Source organism: Oceanobacillus zhaokaii, from assembly GCF_003352005.1.
Lineage (GTDB): Bacteria > Bacillota > Bacilli > Bacillales > Amphibacillaceae > Oceanobacillus > Oceanobacillus zhaokaii.
In genome coordinates, this window is the sequence record NZ_CP024848.1 from 899,383 (window position 1) to 915,708 (window position 16,326).

Below are 16,326 nucleotides of genomic sequence, written 5' to 3' on the forward strand. Positions count from 1 at the left end.
GTTTTGAAAAACATAGGTAAGGAAAATTAAAAATATAACAGAAATCGAAACCTACATATTACTAGATGAGATGAACATTTTAGTAATCAGTCTAAAAAATATATTCCTATTGGACTTCTGCAAGTCCCCATATAAGGAATCGGGGGGATAATTTCCGATTCCTTATTATTTATTTGGCAATCGACGGTTATATGTTGTTGAGTTTACAATATCTATTAAAGGGTAGCGCATCGGGTTCGATGAATTTTTACTATTGGGCTAGCTAGCAATGGCACTTACAATTTGATCCACATTTGCAGTTTGATCCGCATTTACAACGGGGCCGCAATTGCAATAAGGTCTACATTTAGGTTTAGTGCAATTAAAAACTGGATAATCCATCTATATCCCCTCCAAAATATATGTCGTGGTATTAATGTATGCGCATATAAGATAGTTGCGAGGGTTTATTAATTATCGTAACCTTTGCATACCCACACTGAATAATTTAATTTACTTCCTCCATTGTTTAACACCGGATTTGATCAATTAATGGCAGGGATGTTTATGTTGGGTCTGCGTAAATTAGGACTTGTTCTGACATTTAAAATTAAAAGCAAACTGTAGAAAGTAGCTTTTTTACTAGGCAGATTCCAATTGTTCCAAAAATGATTGGATATAAATATTAAAAACCCATCTAATCTCAGAATATACGTTATCATTCTGGGGATTGATTAGTTCATTCTTTATTAACTTCCTCCTGTGTGTGTGTCAGCTGGTGGACACTGGACAGTACAAGGTCCGTTGTAAACGTTTGTAAATATTAGAAGAAAAGTAGTATGATTCCGTCCATGGATCCCTATTTTTAACGGGATGCTCTTTTTATATCAGGCAAATGATTCCCCATTAGCTTCTAAAAAATTAATTCTTCAAATGGTACTTCTTCTCCTGAAGTTAATAGGTAATTTCTATTTTGTAATTCTGGAATTAATTTATTTAAAATATCAACGGTTTCTGGCCTTTCATGTAAAAGAATAACAATTGTTTCCGAGTTTCCTTCCTCTATCTTGTTCAACTGTTCAATGATGTGATTATACGTTTGATTCGCATCTCTAAATTCCCAATCGAGACTATCAATATCCCAGTCCAGTAAAATCCATTTTTGATCTCTGATGTCCCCAATCTGCTTATCTGTAAGGTATGTGCTTCCATAGGGAGCCCGCACAAGGTCCGAATTGAATCCTTTTTCTCTTAACATACTGAAAGCCTCTTTGTTTTCTTGCACAAAAAGCTGATTGTCATAAAGTCTTATTGCTTGATGTGTCATCGAATGAGCCCCAACACTGTGATTTCCATCTTTTAACTTATTGATCATTTTATCCGTTAATAAATCCATGTTTTCCCCAACAAAAAAGAAAGTGCCACTAGCATTATATGAGTCCAATTGATCAATGATTTCTTCTGTGTATTCGGATGGGCCGTCATCAATCGTAATATATGCAACGGATTCATATTCTTCTATTTTTTCTTGTTCTCTTTCATTGATAGAAATATTTTCTTTCGGAGTTAGTTCACTATTCCTTGTTTCCATAGGTGCGGCTGAATCTGACTCTTCCGATTCTTTCTCGTAAAAAAATATGGGAATAGAAAACATCACACACATTAATCCAATAAATAAAAAGTAAACAACCTCCAATATACTAAGATTTTTTAAATTCATCACCTCAATCTCTCAAGTTGGAGATACTTTCTTAACAAGGGAATGACTTTTCATCTCATAAATTATATTTGGCAGGTATCTCACAAGTATATGGTATTTGATGGCTTTGAACGATAATTAATTGTATGTATGAATTTCAAAACTAACCGATAAACACCACCAGATGCTTGAGCAGTCCCCGAATCTGAGATGGATCCCCGAAATGAATCAGAAACAGCTCGGATTCCGCCAGCAATACCGGAAATAATACCGATTCCGGAACAGTCAGCGAGTGATCGTTTAAAAATCTGTTCATTGAAATCATCTAGTCACAAACCCGCCTTTTAAGTAAAGCGGGTTTTTTAAAATGAATGTTCATTATACGCCTGATCTTATTCCGGGCGCTCGGGGTCATAAACAGGTTCAACATCAAAAAAATGTTCCAATACATCGTTTGATCCGGTTAACGCTTCATCCATACGTATGCCATCCACATTCATACGGGCTTGCCGAAAGTAATCGGGCCCTAATTGGGACCAGGAAGGTGTCGATCCATCGACATTGGAATAATAAGCAATGCCTTGACTTTTTAAAAAGTCATACTTATCATCAGAATACTCCCCCCTCCAGTCTCCAATATCACTGCCATAAGGGTAAATAAGGATGTCAGTAGAACCGACGATTGGTTCCACTTCTTTTCTCCATTTAGCTAGATCTGTCTTTAATTTTTCCAAGGATACTTCTTTTGCATCAAGGTGTCCCCATGTATGGGTTGCAAATGCCCATCCGTCTTCCTTCATGGCATACGCTACTTTTTTCGCTTTCTCCTGATCCTCTTTGATGTTTGAATTGGGTTCATCACTGTCAGGGCCATAGGAATCCTCTGACGTTCGATATCCCAACACGCCGTTATATCCGGTTATTGCTATAATTCCTTTTGCCCCTTGGTAGGAAAAATCAGGATGCTTGTCAACGAAATCATCCACAATGGGAACCATGTCATACGCTCCCTGAACCTCTTCCCCTTTCTGATTTACATAGGTGTTTGTGACATTTCCGCTATCATCCACAGTTAAATTTTTGGCAAATCCGTCACCTTCCATGTATTCATAATAGTTCGTATCATCCTGAGAAAAGACCAATGGTTTTTTGTCCAGAGGTAAGCGAATATCCTGATAAACCATTTCCCCATCTTTGTTGAGCTTTGCAATATCATCGGGAAGAACAAGGACGTAGCCTTCCTCATAAAGTTGCTCTAAAACCTTTTTAAACTCATCAATGGTCACAAAGTAATCGTGATAGCCTTGGGCCTTATAATCTCCGTCAAATGCCTTGGATGTGTCAACAATCAACGAGTGCACAAATAAATGAGAGATCTTGCCGTTATCTTCCCATGTCACAAGATTTTCTATTTGTTTTTCATATGTATTAATAGCTGCTTGAATGTCTTCATCCTCAGGGACAACTGATTCTTTTAATTGTGTGACCGCTTTTTCATAATCATAATGTTTGGCTAAAACTTTAGCTTCTGCTAACAGTTGTTCTTTCTGTTCTTTCTGTTCTTTTTGTTTTTTCTCTTCTTCTTGTGTCTTGTCAGGTTCTGTTTTTTTGTCATCGTCTTTCTTTTGGCTGGATTGAGAGTTTGTTTCCTCTGTATCTGTTGTTGAGGTTTGATTCTGACAGCCTATCATAAGAGCTATAATGAGCAAAATCGGTATGATGGCAAAACATCTTTTCATTCCAGCTACTCCTTCACCCTTTTATTGATTGAATGGTTTTATTGGTCATGACCCCAATCTCACTTCAATTTATGTTGCATGTCACATGAATATGACTCAACGAAGAACAACGCTGAAAATAAGAGGAGAACTGATAAATTAAGTTTCTCGCATGTATCTTCGAGTTTTTCCATATTATGAAATGGACGAAAAAGACCAACAAGAAAGTTAACCCACTGGATTCCAACAAGCTTACTCCAGTTATAACCCCCAAAGGTAATGAGCTATTTAAAATTTAGTAATCAGAAAGGTGTTTTGACATGAAAAAGGCGATGAAGATTGCGGCACTTGTCATTGGTGTGTTGTTTCTTGGCGTAATTGGCTATACCTTGTACCTATTCAGTCTGGTGACGGAAACGGTCAATCGAATACACAACCCAACTGAGGAATCGGAAAAAAATGAGACACAGATTTCCTCTGTTGATCCGATGTCAGTACTTGTCTTGGGAATTGATGGGCGATCGGACGAAGGTATTTCAGGACGCTCTGATACGATGATGCTTATAACGTTGAATCCAAACGAAGAGTCGATAAAAATGATGAGCATTCCACGGGATACACGTGCGGAAATTGTTGGCCACGGAACCATGGAAAAGATTAATCATGCCTATGCATACGGGGGTCCGAAGATGGCCGTGGATAGTGTGGAGAAATTGTTAAATGTGCCAATTAATCACTATGTTAGTTTGGATATGGAAGGTTTTAAAAGGCTGGTTGATGCACTTGATGGCATTCTGGTAGATAATGAATATGAATTTAGCAGCCATAACCATATCTATCATTTTCCAGAGGGAGAACAAATCCTAAATGGAGAAGAAGCACTGGCATATACGCGCACGCGCAAAGAAGACCCTCATGGTATTGCTGGCCGTGATGCACGCCAGCGGGAGGTTGTTGAAAGTATGATGAAAGAAGGTTCTCAGTTCAGCACTATTTTACGCATAGAAGAAATTCTAGATATCCTTGGCGATTCGGTCCAAACCGACTTAACACTTGGCGAAATATGGGATTACCAATCGAAGATCCGCTCTTCAATTGGCACAATGGATGAGATTCAAATGGAATACGATGGGGCAATACTCGATGATGGATTGTGGTATGCAATTGTGTCAGATGAGGAGATTTCGCAAATTCGTAGAGAATTTCGAGAGCATTTGGGGTTAGATGATTAATATAACGTACTCCTGCAAGACTTCCTATAAACTACTTAACACAGGAGTACTTGCTGCTCTGCTTTATTTCCACTACCTCTTCACATAACTTACCATCTATCTCTCGACTTTGACTTCATTGGTTAATAGTAGAATACTTCTTGCTGTTGAAAACGAAGTTATTATTAATAGTAACATTTACTAGAGAAACTCCTATTTCATAATACAGCAAAAAACTTGTTGATTTTTCTTCTTGGAAATTATATAATGTAATTCCATCGCAAAAATACTTCTTGTAACATAGTGAAAAACTATTGACATAGAAGATTGTGATATGATATATTAATAGAGTTGCTGTTTTAAAAGCGACTAACAAATTTGCTCTTTGAAAACTGAACAAAACAACCAGTATGTCAACGGAAAGAAACTTGTTTTCTTTTCAATAAAACAAGAAGGTAACACTTCTTGAAGCTAAGACTTACGTAAAATTGATTGGTGTCAATTTTACTCAAACACTTTATTGGAGAGTTTGATCTTGGCTCAGGACGAACGCTGGCGGCGTGCCTAATACATGCAAGTCGAGCGCAGGAAGCAAGTTGACCCCTTCGGGGAGATACTTGTGGAATGAGCGGCGGACGGGTGAGTAACACGTGGGCAACCTACCTGTAAGATCGGGATAACTCGCGGAAACGTGAGCTAATACCGGATAATACTTTTTACCTCATGGTGAGAAGATGAAAGGCGGCGCAAGCTGTCACTTACAGATGGGCCCGCGGCGCATTAGCTAGTTGGTGGGGTAATGGCTCACCAAGGCGACGATGCGTAGCCGACCTGAGAGGGTGATCGGCCACACTGGGACTGAGACACGGCCCAGACTCCTACGGGAGGCAGCAGTAGGGAATCTTCCGCAATGGACGAAAGTCTGACGGAGCAACGCCGCGTGAGTGATGAAGGTTTTCGGATCGTAAAACTCTGTTGTTAGGGAAGAACAAGTATGATAGTAACTGATCATACCTTGACGGTACCTAACCAGAAAGCCACGGCTAACTACGTGCCAGCAGCCGCGGTAATACGTAGGTGGCAAGCGTTGTCCGGAATTATTGGGCGTAAAGCGCTCGCAGGCGGTCTTTTAAGTCTGATGTGAAATCTCGTGGCTTAACCACGAACGGTCATTGGAAACTGGAGGACTTGAGTACAGAAGAGGAGAGTGGAATTCCACGTGTAGCGGTGAAATGCGTAGAGATGTGGAGGAACACCAGTGGCGAAGGCGACTCTCTGGTCTGTAACTGACGCTGAGGAGCGAAAGCGTGGGGAGCGAACAGGATTAGATACCCTGGTAGTCCACGCCGTAAACGATGAGTGCTAGGTGTTAGGGGGTTTCCGCCCCTTAGTGCTGAAGTTAACGCATTAAGCACTCCGCCTGGGGAGTACGGCCGCAAGGCTGAAACTCAAAAGAATTGACGGGGGCCCGCACAAGCGGTGGAGCATGTGGTTTAATTCGAAGCAACGCGAAGAACCTTACCAGGTCTTGACATCCTTTTGCCCTCCCTAGAGATAGGGATTTCCCTTCGGGGACAAAAGTGACAGGTGGTGCATGGTTGTCGTCAGCTCGTGTCGTGAGATGTTGGGTTAAGTCCCGCAACGAGCGCAACCCTTGATCTTAGTTGCCAGCATTTAGTTGGGCACTCTAAGGTGACTGCCGGTGACAAACCGGAGGAAGGTGGGGATGACGTCAAATCATCATGCCCCTTATGACCTGGGCTACACACGTGCTACAATGGATGGAACAAAGGGCTGCAAAACCGCGAGGTCAAGCAAATCCCATAAAACCATTCTCAGTTCGGATTGTAGGCTGCAACTCGCCTACATGAAGCCGGAATCGCTAGTAATCGCGGATCAGCATGCCGCGGTGAATACGTTCCCGGGCCTTGTACACACCGCCCGTCACACCACGAGAGTCGGTAACACCCGAAGTCGGTGAGGTAACGCAATATGCGAGCCAGCCGCCGAAGGTGGGACCAATGATTGGGGTGAAGTCGTAACAAGGTAGCCGTATCGGAAGGTGCGGCTGGATCACCTCCTTTCTAAGGAATATTCGGAACGCTATTCTTTAAGATAGTAAGGACATACATGGTTGTTTGGTTCAGTTTTGAGAGAGCAAATCTCTCAAAGGATAAGGATTTTCTGTTAAGAACCGTCACGTCCTGTGACGAACACAGAAGTCACCACATCCTGTGGAAGCTTGTACCTTGAAAACTAAATAAGAGTAACAACGACATCAATTTTAAAAATTAAAGCAAGGCTAATAAATTAGTACGCTTATTTACTAACTTAGTTAAGTGAATAAGGGCGCACGGTGGATGCCTTGGCACTAGGAGCCGATGAAGGACGGGACTAACACCGATATGCCTCGGGGAGTTGTACGTAAACTTTGATCCGAGGATTTCCGAATGGGGAAACCCGCTGTTCGTAATGGGACAGTACCATTATCTGAATACATAGGATAATGGAGGCAGACCCGGGGAACTGAAACATCTCAGTACCTGGAGGAAGAGAAAGCAAATGCGATTTCCTGAGTAGCGGCGAGCGAAACGGAATTAGCCCAAACCAGAAAGCTTGCTTTCTGGGGTTGTAGGACACTCCTTTGGAGTTACAAAAGAATTCTTTAGACGAATCGATCTGGAAAGGTCAGCCATAGCGGGTAACAGCCCTGTAGTCGAAAAGGAATTCTCTCCGGAGTGTATCCTGAGTACGGCGGAACACGAGAAATTCCGTCGGAATCCGGGAGGACCATCTCCCAAGGCTAAATACTCCCTAGTGACCGATAGTGAACCAGTACCGTGAGGGAAAGGTGAAAAGCACCCCGGAAGGGGAGTGAAATAGTACCTGAAACCGTGTGCCTACAAGTAGTCGAAGCCCGTTAATGGGTGACGGCGTACCTTTTGTAGAATGGACCGGCGAGTTACGATCGTATGCAAGGTTAAGTGGAAGACACGGAGCCGCAGCGAAAGCGAGTCTGAATAGGGCGTTTATAGTATGCGGTCGTAGACCCGAAACCGTGTGATCTACCCATGTCCAGGGTGAAGGTCAGGTAACACTGACTGGAGGCCCGAACCCACGTATGTTGAAAAATGCGGGGATGAGGTGTGGGTAGGGGTGAAATGCCAATCGAACACGGAGATAGCTGGTTCTCTCCGAAATAGCTTTAGGGCTAGCCTCAAGCAATGAGTATTGGAGGTAGAGCACTGATTGAACTAGGGGCCCTCACCGGGTTACCGAATTCAGTCAAACTCCGAATGCCAATTACTTCAGCTTGGGAGTCAGACTATGGGTGATAAGGTTCATAGTCGAAAGGGAAACAGCCCAGACCGCCAGCTAAGGTCCCAAAGTATACGTTAAGTGGAAAAGGATGTGGAGTTGCCCAGACAACCAGGATGTTGGCTCAGAAGCAGCCATCATTTAAAGAGTGCGTAATAGCTCACTGGTCGAGTGACTCTGCGCCGAAAATGTACCGGGGCTAAACGTATCACCGAAGCTGCGGATTGTTCTTCGAACAATGGTAGGAGAGCGTTCTAAGTGCTGTGAAGTCAGACCGTGAGGACTGGTGGAGCGCTTAGAAGTGAGAATGCCGGTATGAGTAGCGAAAAAAGAGTGAGAATCTCTTTCACCGAATGCCTAAGGTTTCCTGAGGAAGGCTCGTCCTCTCAGGGTTAGTCGGGACCTAAGCCGAGGCCGAAAGGCGTAGGCGATGGACAACAGGTTGATATTCCTGTACCACCTCATGATTGTTTGAGCGATGGGGGGACGCAGTAGGATAAGGAATGCGCACCGATGGATGTGTGCGCCCAAGCAGTGAGAAAGTTGGATAGGCAAATCCGTTCAACAATTTCAAGCTGTGATGGGGAGGGAAATTAGTACCGAAGTTCCTGATTTCACACTGCCAAGAAAAGCCTCTAGTTAGATCATAGGTGCCCGTACCGCAAACCGACACAGGTAGGCGAGGAGAGAATCCTAAGGTGAGCGGGAGAACTCTCGTTAAGGAACTCGGCAAAATGACCCCGTAACTTCGGGAGAAGGGGTGCTTCATTAACATGGAGCCGCAGTGAATAGGCCCAAGCGACTGTTTAGCAAAAACACAGGTCTCTGCGAAGCCGAAAGGCGAAGTATAGGGGCTGACACCTGCCCGGTGCTGGAAGGTTAAGGGGAAATGTTAGCACTTCGGTGCGAAGCATAGAACCGAAGCCCCAGTAAACGGCGGCCGTAACTATAACGGTCCTAAGGTAGCGAAATTCCTTGTCGGGTAAGTTCCGACCCGCACGAAAGGTGCAACGACTTGGGCACTGTCTCAACGAGAGACCCGGTGAAATTATACTATGCGTGAAGATGCGCATTACCCGCGACAGGACGGAAAGACCCCGTGGAGCTTTACTGTAGCCTGATATTGAATGTTTGTGCAGCTTGTACAGGATAGGTGGGAGCCGTTGAAGCGTGAGCGCTAGCTTACGTGGAGGCGCCCGTGGGATACCACCCTAGTTGTATGAACCTTCTAACCCAGGACCGTGATCCGGTTCGGAGACAGTGTCAGGCGGGCAGTTTGACTGGGGCGGTCGCCTCCCAAAGAGTAACGGAGGCGCCCAAAGGTTCCCTCAGAATGGTTGGAAATCATTCGTAGAGTGTAAAGGCAGAAGGGAGCTTGACTGCGAGACCTACAAGTCGAGCAGGGACGAAAGTCGGGCTTAGTGATCCGGTGGTTCCGCATGGAAGGGCCATCGCTCAACGGATAAAAGCTACCCCGGGGATAACAGGCTTATCTCCCCCAAGAGTTCACATCGACGGGGAGGTTTGGCACCTCGATGTCGGCTCATCGCATCCTGGGGCTGTAGTCGGTCCCAAGGGTTGGGCTGTTCGCCCATTAAAGCGGTACGCGAGCTGGGTTCAGAACGTCGTGAGACAGTTCGGTCCCTATCCGTCGTGGGCGTTGGAAGTTTGAGAGGAGCTGTCCTTAGTACGAGAGGACCGGGATGGACACACCGCTGGTGTACCAGTTGTTCCGCCAGGAGCATCGCTGGGTAGCTACGTGTGGAAAGGATAAGTGCTGAAAGCATCTAAGCATGAAGCCCCCCTCAAGATGAGACTTCCCATCACTTCGAGTGAGTAAGATCCCTCAGAGACGATGAGGTTGATAGGTTCGGTGTGGAAGCGTGGTGACACGTGGAGCTTACGGATACTAATCGATCGAGGACTTAACTAAATTCTTATTTGATTGTCGTTGAACATTACTCTTATTTAGTTTTTAGGGTACAAACCTAAATATAGTTGTCTGGTAGTAATAGCGAAGAGGTCACACCTGTTCCCATCCCGAACACAGCAGTTAAGCTCTTCAGCGCCGATGGTAGTTGGGACTTTGTCCCTGCAAGAGTAGGACGCCGCCAGGCAAACGTTTTATTTCTAATCGCTTTACAGTACTTCAATGGTAAAGCATCGGCAGTTCGTCGATTGCTGATAATTTGAAGTCTAGCTGTGGAGCTATTTATTTGTAAAAGTTTAACTGGCCCGTTGGTCAAGCGGTTAAGACACCGCCCTTTCACGGCGGTATCACGGGTTCGAATCCCGTACGGGTCACCATTATGGAGGATTAGCTCAGCTGGGAGAGCACCTGCCTTACAAGCAGGGGGTCGCAGGTTCGAGCCCTGCATCCTCCACCATAATTTTTCATATCGTCGCGGGGTGGAGCAGTCTGGTAGCTCGTTGGGCTCATAACCCAAAGGTCGTAGGTTCAAATCCTGCCCCCGCAACCAATTCATTCTTTTATATATGGTCCGGTAGTTCAGTTGGTTAGAATGCCTGCCTGTCACGCAGGAGGTCGCGGGTTCGAGTCCCGTCCGAACCGCCATATGCCGGCCTAGCTCAATTGGTAGAGCAACTGACTTGTAATCAGTAGGTTGGGGGTTCAAGTCCTCTGGCCGGCACCATTGCCTTATGAATAAAAATATACCCTATAGTTAAGTATGGAGGGGTAGCGAAGTGGCTAAACGCGGCGGACTGTAAATCCGCTCCCTCAGGGTTCGGCAGTTCGAATCTGCCCCCCTCCACCATTTTATTGTTGGGCTATAGCCAAGCGGTAAGGCATCGGGTTTTGATCCCGTGTATCCTAGGTTCGAATCCTAGTAGCCCAGCCATTTTTTAAAGAGCCTTTTTAAAAAAGGTCCGCTTTAAAAAAACATAAAGCATTTTCACCACGAGCCATTAGCTCAGTCGGTAGAGCATTTGACTTTTAATCAAAGGGTCGAAGGTTCGAATCCTTCATGGCTCACCAAAATTTTGCGGGTGTGGCGGAATTGGCAGACGCGCTAGACTTAGGATCTAGTGTCTTCGGACGTGGGGGTTCAAGTCCCTTCACCCGCACCATTTAAATATGCCTTAAGCGGAAGTAGTTCAGTGGTAGAACACCACCTTGCCAAGGTGGGGGTCGCGGGTTCGAATCCCGTCTTCCGCTCCAAGCCCTTGCCGGGGTGGCGGAACTGGCAGACGCACAGGACTTAAAATCCTGCGGTAGGTGACTACCGTACCGGTTCGATTCCGGTCCTCGGCACCATATGCGCCCGTAGCTCAATTGGATAGAGCGTTTGACTACGGATCAAGAGGTTAGGGGTTCGACTCCTCTCGGGCGCGCCATACTTTTCGGGAAGTAGCTCAGCTTGGTAGAGCACTTGGTTTGGGACCAAGGGGTCGCAGGTTCAAATCCTGTCTTCCCGACCATTATTTCCATTACGGGGCCTTAGCTCAGCTGGGAGAGCGCCTGCCTTGCACGCAGGAGGTCAGCGGTTCGATCCCGCTAGGCTCCATTTTTAAAATTGGCGGTGTAGCTCAGCTGGCTAGAGCGTACGGTTCATACCCGTGAGGTCGTGGGTTCGATCCCCTCCACCGCTACCAAAATATATAGTTATAAGATGGCAGTCGTGGCGAAGGGGTTAACGCACCGGATTGTGGCTCCGGCATTCGTGGGTTCAATTCCCACCGGTCGCCCCATTTTTTACATAAGGGACCCTTAGCTCAGTTGGTTAGAGCTATCGGCTCATAACCGATCGGTCGCAGGTTCGAGTCCTGCAGGGTCCACTTTTAGCTTCTATCATAATGTGGAGGTATACCCAAGTCTGGCTGAAGGGATCGGTCTTGAAAACCGACAGGCGGGTCAAACCGCGCGGGGGTTCGAATCCCTCTACCTCCTCCATACATATTAGGAATTTAATTGGCTCGGTAGCTCAGTCGGTAGAGCAAAGGACTGAAAATCCTTGTGTCGGCGGTTCGATTCCGTCCCGAGCCACCATCTTATATAGAATATTTTATATAATTTGCGGGTGTAGTTTAGTGGTAAAACCTCAGCCTTCCAAGCTGATGATGAGGGTTCGATTCCCTTCACCCGCTCCAAATAATTTATTATTTGGGCCTGTAGCTCAGCTGGTTAGAGCGCACGCCTGATAAGCGTGAGGTCGGTGGTTCGAGTCCACTCAGGCCCATCACATATTAATTAGTACGTGATTGGAAAACCGATACACAAGTATGTTAATATATTATTTATGTTTGTGCCCTTAGCTCAGCAGGATAGAGCAACAGCCTTCTAAGCTGTGGGTCAGAGGTTCGAATCCTCTAGGGCGCGTATTTTTATTCCACAGTAGCTCAGTGGTAGAGCAATCGGCTGTTAACCGATCGGTCGTAGGTTCGAATCCTACCTGTGGAGCCATTTTTGAACTAAAGACAAGCGGGTAGCTATCGGGATTTAATTCGGTGTATCACTGTTTGAATTCTCCCTGGCAGCCCACCTATTTACATAATGAAATCCAAGTCCCTATGGGGCTTTTTTTATTTGGGAAAATAATTATAGCGGCGATAACTAATCGGACCAAATGGGGCTGGTAAAACAACTACCATTCGAATGGTAGCAGGGTTAATGCAGCAAAGGGGATAGGATCCAGGTCAACATTATTTTAATTATCTTTACGAAATACATTCACAATCAAGCTTTTGAAATCTGTTCATTATTTATTAAAACTTGTAAATACATGTAAAAATGTATTATAGTTCGGACGGTTTTCCACATCAATCGGAGGGGAGAAAGCGGTTGGGCTTGATGATGAAATCGGCAGTTTGAAGTCGGTAAAATGGCGGATCTAGCAATATTGGATTTGTATAACTTTCATACCTATCCATGATATGGATCCTATTTCAAGAATCGTTTATTCCGCTACAAGAGCTGATGTTCATCCAACATCATTAACGGTAAGATTGTCATGGAAAATGGCAATGTTAAAACAATAGACAAAGATATTGTCCTACTTGAAGCGAATAAATCGATTAAAAGGCTATTAAAACGTATTCCTTCAATCGCTAATGGGGGTTAGTATGTTGAAAACTATTCGTTTTAAAGTAAATGGAGAAGCAATTTCTGTCACATGTCCACCAACGTAGATACACTGCGTAATTCCTTTGATTTAACAGGTAGTAAAGAATGTTGTGGAAAAGGAGAATGTGGTTCGTGTACCGTAATTGAAGGGGAATCCTTAACGTACGGGAATTTGACTTTTTTAGGTTAAAAATTCATTTAGCGAACAAAATTTCAAGAAATATTGTTGGTGGTAAACCTACATGCAAGATATCGACTAAAACAGGTGCAAGATAGCATCTAATCGTTTATTTTCTGTAATTAAGAGAAAAAGAAGAAAATGTTTTTGTCCCAACCAGTTTAACAAAATACTGGAAAAATTCTAATGCACTACGCTTCAGATCAGATACTTTAAAATATTAATGTTGTACTTGTCGAATTAAAATGATCAATCTGCATTATAATTATCAATTTTAAATAACACAAACACCTTGTTTTTTTACCTCAAATAACCTATAAAAGGTAGAAATGCATATAATAAAATTACCGCTAGTGCTGACACACTAACGGTAATAGTGCAATAGCCCATCAGGGGGGCGACTCACTAATTCAAGTGATAAAATAACCACCTTAAATTAGCCCGCTAGGCTAGGGTGGTTATTTTTTATTGTGAAATGACAGGATTGCTACGATTAGCATTCCGAAAGAAATCATCAGATATACTGTATCGTATACTGCCATTGGCAACACCCCCCTTCAATTCTAAAAGGGAGCGAGCCACCACCCTTGAAAAACCTTAAGGGATGATTGGGTTTTCCTTCTAGTTTTTGATGTATCACTTCCTTTTTTTGGCTACGGATAAAAAATCATCATTTGTTGAAAGAGGGATATAGTTAACCATCTGAGCTTGCTCTTTAGGTAAGATCCCACGCTCATTGCTCGATAACTCCTTTCCTTGTTCTTTTCCAATCTTCCAAGTTTTGTTTTTTGGTGTTACTTTCAAATCATTAAACGACTCAAATGCTGTTCTACAATAAAACCACTACCTAACCAAACGACTAGAGTTTAAAAAACTCTTGAAGTTTAATCACTAGAAACTTTTACCTTATTTTATTTAGTATAGTTAAACGTATGGCAGTGGCGACTTGTACTATTCCAAAAAAATAAAAAAAACGAGTTTCCACTCGTTTTATCTAAAGATATTTATAATTTCAGTCGGCTTTTTTAATATATAAACATTCGTGAATAGGTGGACAACCTAATATCAGCCAAATAGCAAAAAAAGTGTCAGCTCTTAAAGTTTTTTCATTGTTAAAGATCAAACTAAGGTTCGCCTTTTTAAGTCCAGTTTTTTCACAAATATCAACTTGTTTAATTTTCTTTTCTTTAGCAATGTCTTTAAATCGATTTTTAATTTCTAAACTCTCCACTTCCCTAGAATTTAGTAAAGGGGACAATGTTTCTAGATCCAATAATTTAGAAATTGCTGCACCTTTTATAAAATCCTCAATTTTGGCTTCTGGAGTATCACTTTTTCCGCGAAATGAATTATCTAAATTAATCCAGTCAACCATATTCTTTATCTTTTCATAAGTTTCATCCTTGATTTCAATTTCTATTTTCATGTATAAAAACCTCTTTTCAAGTGCATGATATTCAATAACTAAAGGCTTTAAAGGAGTTGTATCCCTATGTTTTGTAAAAATAATGATGATTTAAAGGAATATGTTGAAGACATACTAGAAAAGGGAAGAAAAGGTTAAAATTCATTTAAATATATGAAGGACTTTGTTTAACTATGCTAAACTTTTTTGAACTAAAAGAAACCTCACCGAGAAGATATGAAAAACAATAAGGCTCGGACATAAGTTGAAAACTAATTGATTTTAGTACAAATCGTGAAAATAAAACGTTTGAAATCAAGGTTTTTAAATTCGATTCCATGCGGTTTATTTATTAATAGGGTTTTATCCCAGCCTCATTAGATGAAAAAAAACTAAGTAAAGAACACCTGTATGTATGAAGTTTTAGGAGTTTTATACGGGTACAGAATAATTGATTAATAAAATAAATCTCCACGCTATTTTTATATCCATCTTTCCTAATTTCTTTATTTTTATTTTATTTTATTTTAAGGGGAGAAAGGGAGAAATTAAATTTACCGTTTGGAAAAAAGGAAAGATGGAAAATTTTATATTTTTCGAGAAAACGCCATCTCCTGTTATACCTCTCAATAAAACGCTGCAATGATTCTGTCCTTTAATTGGCTATCTACATCCAATTTATTCATTTCGGTAAATGTCCTCTTTCTAATATTGGATAGTCTACTGTACGACCATCAAAAAAGGGTTTCGATTCCAGAAGATTGATTCTGTCTAATCTTATTCTTACTGTAGGGTAAGAAACAATTTAACTTAACAAAACCAAAAGGAAAGGGAATCTCCCTTTCCTTTTTCTCATGCAAACTGTATGTCATCATGATGATTTGTTATTTTTTCGCTGGCGTGTTCTTGCCTCTCCGCCCTTTTGACCGATTTCCTCATAAAACTCTTGATCATGGTTCTTGGCGGTTGCTTCTCCACCTTTTTTACCGATTTCTTCATAAAACTCTTGATCATGATTTCTTGAGGTTGCTTTTCCACCTTTTTCTCCTGCTTGCTCACGAGACATCTTACCATTATTGTTCTTAGCCATATGTTAATAACTCCTCTCAATATTTGATATTCTTGCTCGTACATTAAGTGTATTCCACACTTTATATTCCTCATAACATTCGATTCTTATTTTTTTGGGGGTATCGTTCAATTAATGCTGGATTCTAAAGAAAAGTCTTAAAGGACATTTTGTAAAAATGTAAATACATATTTATGTATATATGTAAACCTGTATTTTAGAACGTCATTTTTCTACCCCTATACCTTCCACCACCTTGTACGCTTCAGTTAACTCCCCAAAATTCTTCAGAGGGTATTAATTTACAATAAACGATCTTGTTTCTAATCGAAATGGTATTTGCAATTGAACAATTGCTAATGGGGAAAATAGTTGTTTTAAGCATGGATATCCATTTAAAAGAGAAATCAGCTCATGAAAATAGAAAGAAGAAAAATGTTTCTTGTAGGATTGATAACTCTTGATAAGGGATCTTGTATCAACTAATCAATCCCGTATTCACTTGTCATTTTTCAATCAATTATATAACACAAGGCGTTTTCAACTTCATATAACAATCCATATGCTTCTTTCATATATGTTGACCCTAAGAATAGTGATTGCCACTTATATATAGGCTTTGTTGAGGTCTGTTTATGAGTAAATCCTAGTTTTTTTGAGAGTAAA

7 protein-coding genes, 23 tRNA genes, 3 rRNA genes and 1 pseudogene are annotated in these 16,326 nt (G+C 42.3%); 29 read left to right on the forward strand and 5 right to left on the reverse strand.

The genetic code is table 11. The features are described 5' to 3' along the window. Positions 1-892: 892 nt before the first annotated feature. Both CUC15_RS04485 and CUC15_RS04490 read right to left on the reverse strand, forming a co-directional pair. Positions 893-1,699 carry a polysaccharide deacetylase family protein gene (locus tag CUC15_RS04485; RefSeq protein WP_114915554.1) on the reverse strand — a complete coding sequence of 269 codons (807 nt, stop codon included), beginning with the start codon at positions 1,697-1,699 and terminating at the stop codon, positions 893-895. Positions 1,700-2,070: 371 nt separating this feature from the next. Beyond that, positions 2,071-3,417, reverse strand: coding sequence for a polysaccharide deacetylase family protein (locus CUC15_RS04490; protein WP_114915555.1), 1,347 nt, complete (start codon positions 3,415-3,417; stop codon positions 2,071-2,073). A 299-nt stretch (positions 3,418-3,716) separates the two neighbouring features. On the opposite strand from CUC15_RS04490, the gene CUC15_RS04495 reads away from it, so the two are divergent. From CUC15_RS04495 to CUC15_RS20385, 29 genes and pseudogenes are all read left to right on the forward strand, one after another. Further along, positions 3,717-4,628, forward strand: coding sequence for an LCP family glycopolymer transferase (locus tag CUC15_RS04495; RefSeq protein ID WP_242985947.1), 912 nt, complete (start codon positions 3,717-3,719; stop codon positions 4,626-4,628). A gap of 496 nt (positions 4,629-5,124) precedes the next feature. Beyond that, positions 5,125-6,691: ribosomal RNA gene (locus CUC15_RS04500) — 16S ribosomal RNA — on the forward strand. A 249-nt stretch (positions 6,692-6,940) separates the two neighbouring features. Then, a 23S ribosomal RNA gene (locus CUC15_RS04505) occupies positions 6,941-9,858 on the forward strand. 68 nt (positions 9,859-9,926) lie between these two features. Further along, positions 9,927-10,042: ribosomal RNA gene (gene rrf, locus CUC15_RS04510) — 5S ribosomal RNA — on the forward strand. Together the 16S, 23S and 5S rRNA genes with 23 tRNA genes alongside form the textbook arrangement of a ribosomal RNA operon. A 115-nt stretch (positions 10,043-10,157) precedes the next feature. Next, positions 10,158-10,232, forward strand: a tRNA-Glu gene (locus CUC15_RS04515). 4 nt (positions 10,233-10,236) lie between these two features. Next, positions 10,237-10,312, forward strand: a tRNA-Val gene (locus CUC15_RS04520). A gap of 16 nt (positions 10,313-10,328) precedes the next feature. Beyond that, positions 10,329-10,405 (forward strand) — tRNA-Met (locus CUC15_RS04525). Positions 10,406-10,423: 18 nt separating this feature from the next. Continuing rightward, positions 10,424-10,500 (forward strand) — tRNA-Asp (locus CUC15_RS04530). 3 nt (positions 10,501-10,503) lie between these two features. Beyond that, positions 10,504-10,579, forward strand: a tRNA-Thr gene (locus CUC15_RS04535). Positions 10,580-10,617: 38 nt separating this feature from the next. After that, positions 10,618-10,702 (forward strand) — tRNA-Tyr (locus CUC15_RS04540). 9 nt (positions 10,703-10,711) lie between these two features. Further along, a tRNA-Gln gene (locus tag CUC15_RS04545) sits at positions 10,712-10,786 on the forward strand. Between the two features lie 61 nt (positions 10,787-10,847). Further along, a tRNA-Lys gene (locus CUC15_RS04550) sits at positions 10,848-10,923 on the forward strand. 7 nt (positions 10,924-10,930) lie between these two features. Beyond that, positions 10,931-11,015, forward strand: a tRNA-Leu gene (locus CUC15_RS04555). 16 nt (positions 11,016-11,031) lie between these two features. Further along, positions 11,032-11,106, forward strand: a tRNA-Gly gene (locus CUC15_RS04560). A gap of 7 nt (positions 11,107-11,113) precedes the next feature. Next, positions 11,114-11,202 (forward strand) — tRNA-Leu (locus tag CUC15_RS04565). 3 nt (positions 11,203-11,205) lie between these two features. Continuing rightward, a tRNA-Arg gene (locus CUC15_RS04570) sits at positions 11,206-11,282 on the forward strand. Between the two features lie 7 nt (positions 11,283-11,289). Beyond that, positions 11,290-11,366, forward strand: a tRNA-Pro gene (locus CUC15_RS04575). A gap of 13 nt (positions 11,367-11,379) precedes the next feature. Next, a tRNA-Ala gene (locus CUC15_RS04580) sits at positions 11,380-11,452 on the forward strand. Positions 11,453-11,463: 11 nt separating this feature from the next. Then, positions 11,464-11,540: transfer RNA gene (locus CUC15_RS04585), tRNA-Met, on the forward strand. A gap of 20 nt (positions 11,541-11,560) precedes the next feature. Further along, positions 11,561-11,636 (forward strand) — tRNA-His (locus CUC15_RS04590). 13 nt (positions 11,637-11,649) lie between these two features. Further along, positions 11,650-11,723: transfer RNA gene (locus CUC15_RS04595), tRNA-Ile, on the forward strand. Between the two features lie 22 nt (positions 11,724-11,745). Further along, a tRNA-Ser gene (locus CUC15_RS04600) sits at positions 11,746-11,838 on the forward strand. A gap of 20 nt (positions 11,839-11,858) precedes the next feature. Beyond that, positions 11,859-11,934 (forward strand) — tRNA-Phe (locus CUC15_RS04605). 27 nt (positions 11,935-11,961) lie between these two features. Then, positions 11,962-12,035 (forward strand) — tRNA-Gly (locus CUC15_RS04610). Between the two features lie 15 nt (positions 12,036-12,050). Then, positions 12,051-12,124 (forward strand) — tRNA-Ile (locus CUC15_RS04615). 66 nt (positions 12,125-12,190) lie between these two features. Continuing rightward, a tRNA-Arg gene (locus CUC15_RS04620) sits at positions 12,191-12,264 on the forward strand. 9 nt (positions 12,265-12,273) lie between these two features. Beyond that, a tRNA-Asn gene (locus CUC15_RS04625) sits at positions 12,274-12,348 on the forward strand. Between the two features lie 153 nt (positions 12,349-12,501). Next, positions 12,502-12,573: an ATP-binding cassette domain-containing protein gene (locus tag CUC15_RS20800; RefSeq protein ID WP_114918378.1), complete on the forward strand. Its 72-nt coding sequence runs from the start codon at positions 12,502-12,504 to the stop codon at positions 12,571-12,573. A gap of 131 nt (positions 12,574-12,704) precedes the next feature. Then, positions 12,705-13,006: pseudogene (locus CUC15_RS20385) on the forward strand (amidohydrolase family protein); the annotation flags it as partial. A 638-nt stretch (positions 13,007-13,644) separates the two neighbouring features. Here the strand turns inward: CUC15_RS20385 and CUC15_RS20805 are convergent. The 3 genes from CUC15_RS20805 to CUC15_RS04655 all read right to left on the reverse strand — a co-directional run bounded on the left by CUC15_RS20805 (position 13,645) and on the right by CUC15_RS04655 (position 15,681). Next, entirely contained in the window at positions 13,645-13,728 is an 84-nt protein-coding gene (locus CUC15_RS20805; protein WP_423241375.1) for a putative holin-like toxin, read from the reverse strand. A 470-nt stretch (positions 13,729-14,198) separates the two neighbouring features. Next, the gene (locus CUC15_RS04645) at positions 14,199-14,612 is read right to left on the reverse strand and encodes a helix-turn-helix domain-containing protein (protein WP_114915556.1); all 414 of its coding nucleotides are present in this window, start codon (positions 14,610-14,612) and stop codon (positions 14,199-14,201) included. 850 nt (positions 14,613-15,462) lie between these two features. Next, positions 15,463-15,681, reverse strand: a complete 219-nt coding sequence (locus CUC15_RS04655; RefSeq protein WP_114915558.1) for a KGG domain-containing protein — start codon at positions 15,679-15,681, stop codon at positions 15,463-15,465. Between the last annotated feature and the right edge of the window lie 645 nt (positions 15,682-16,326).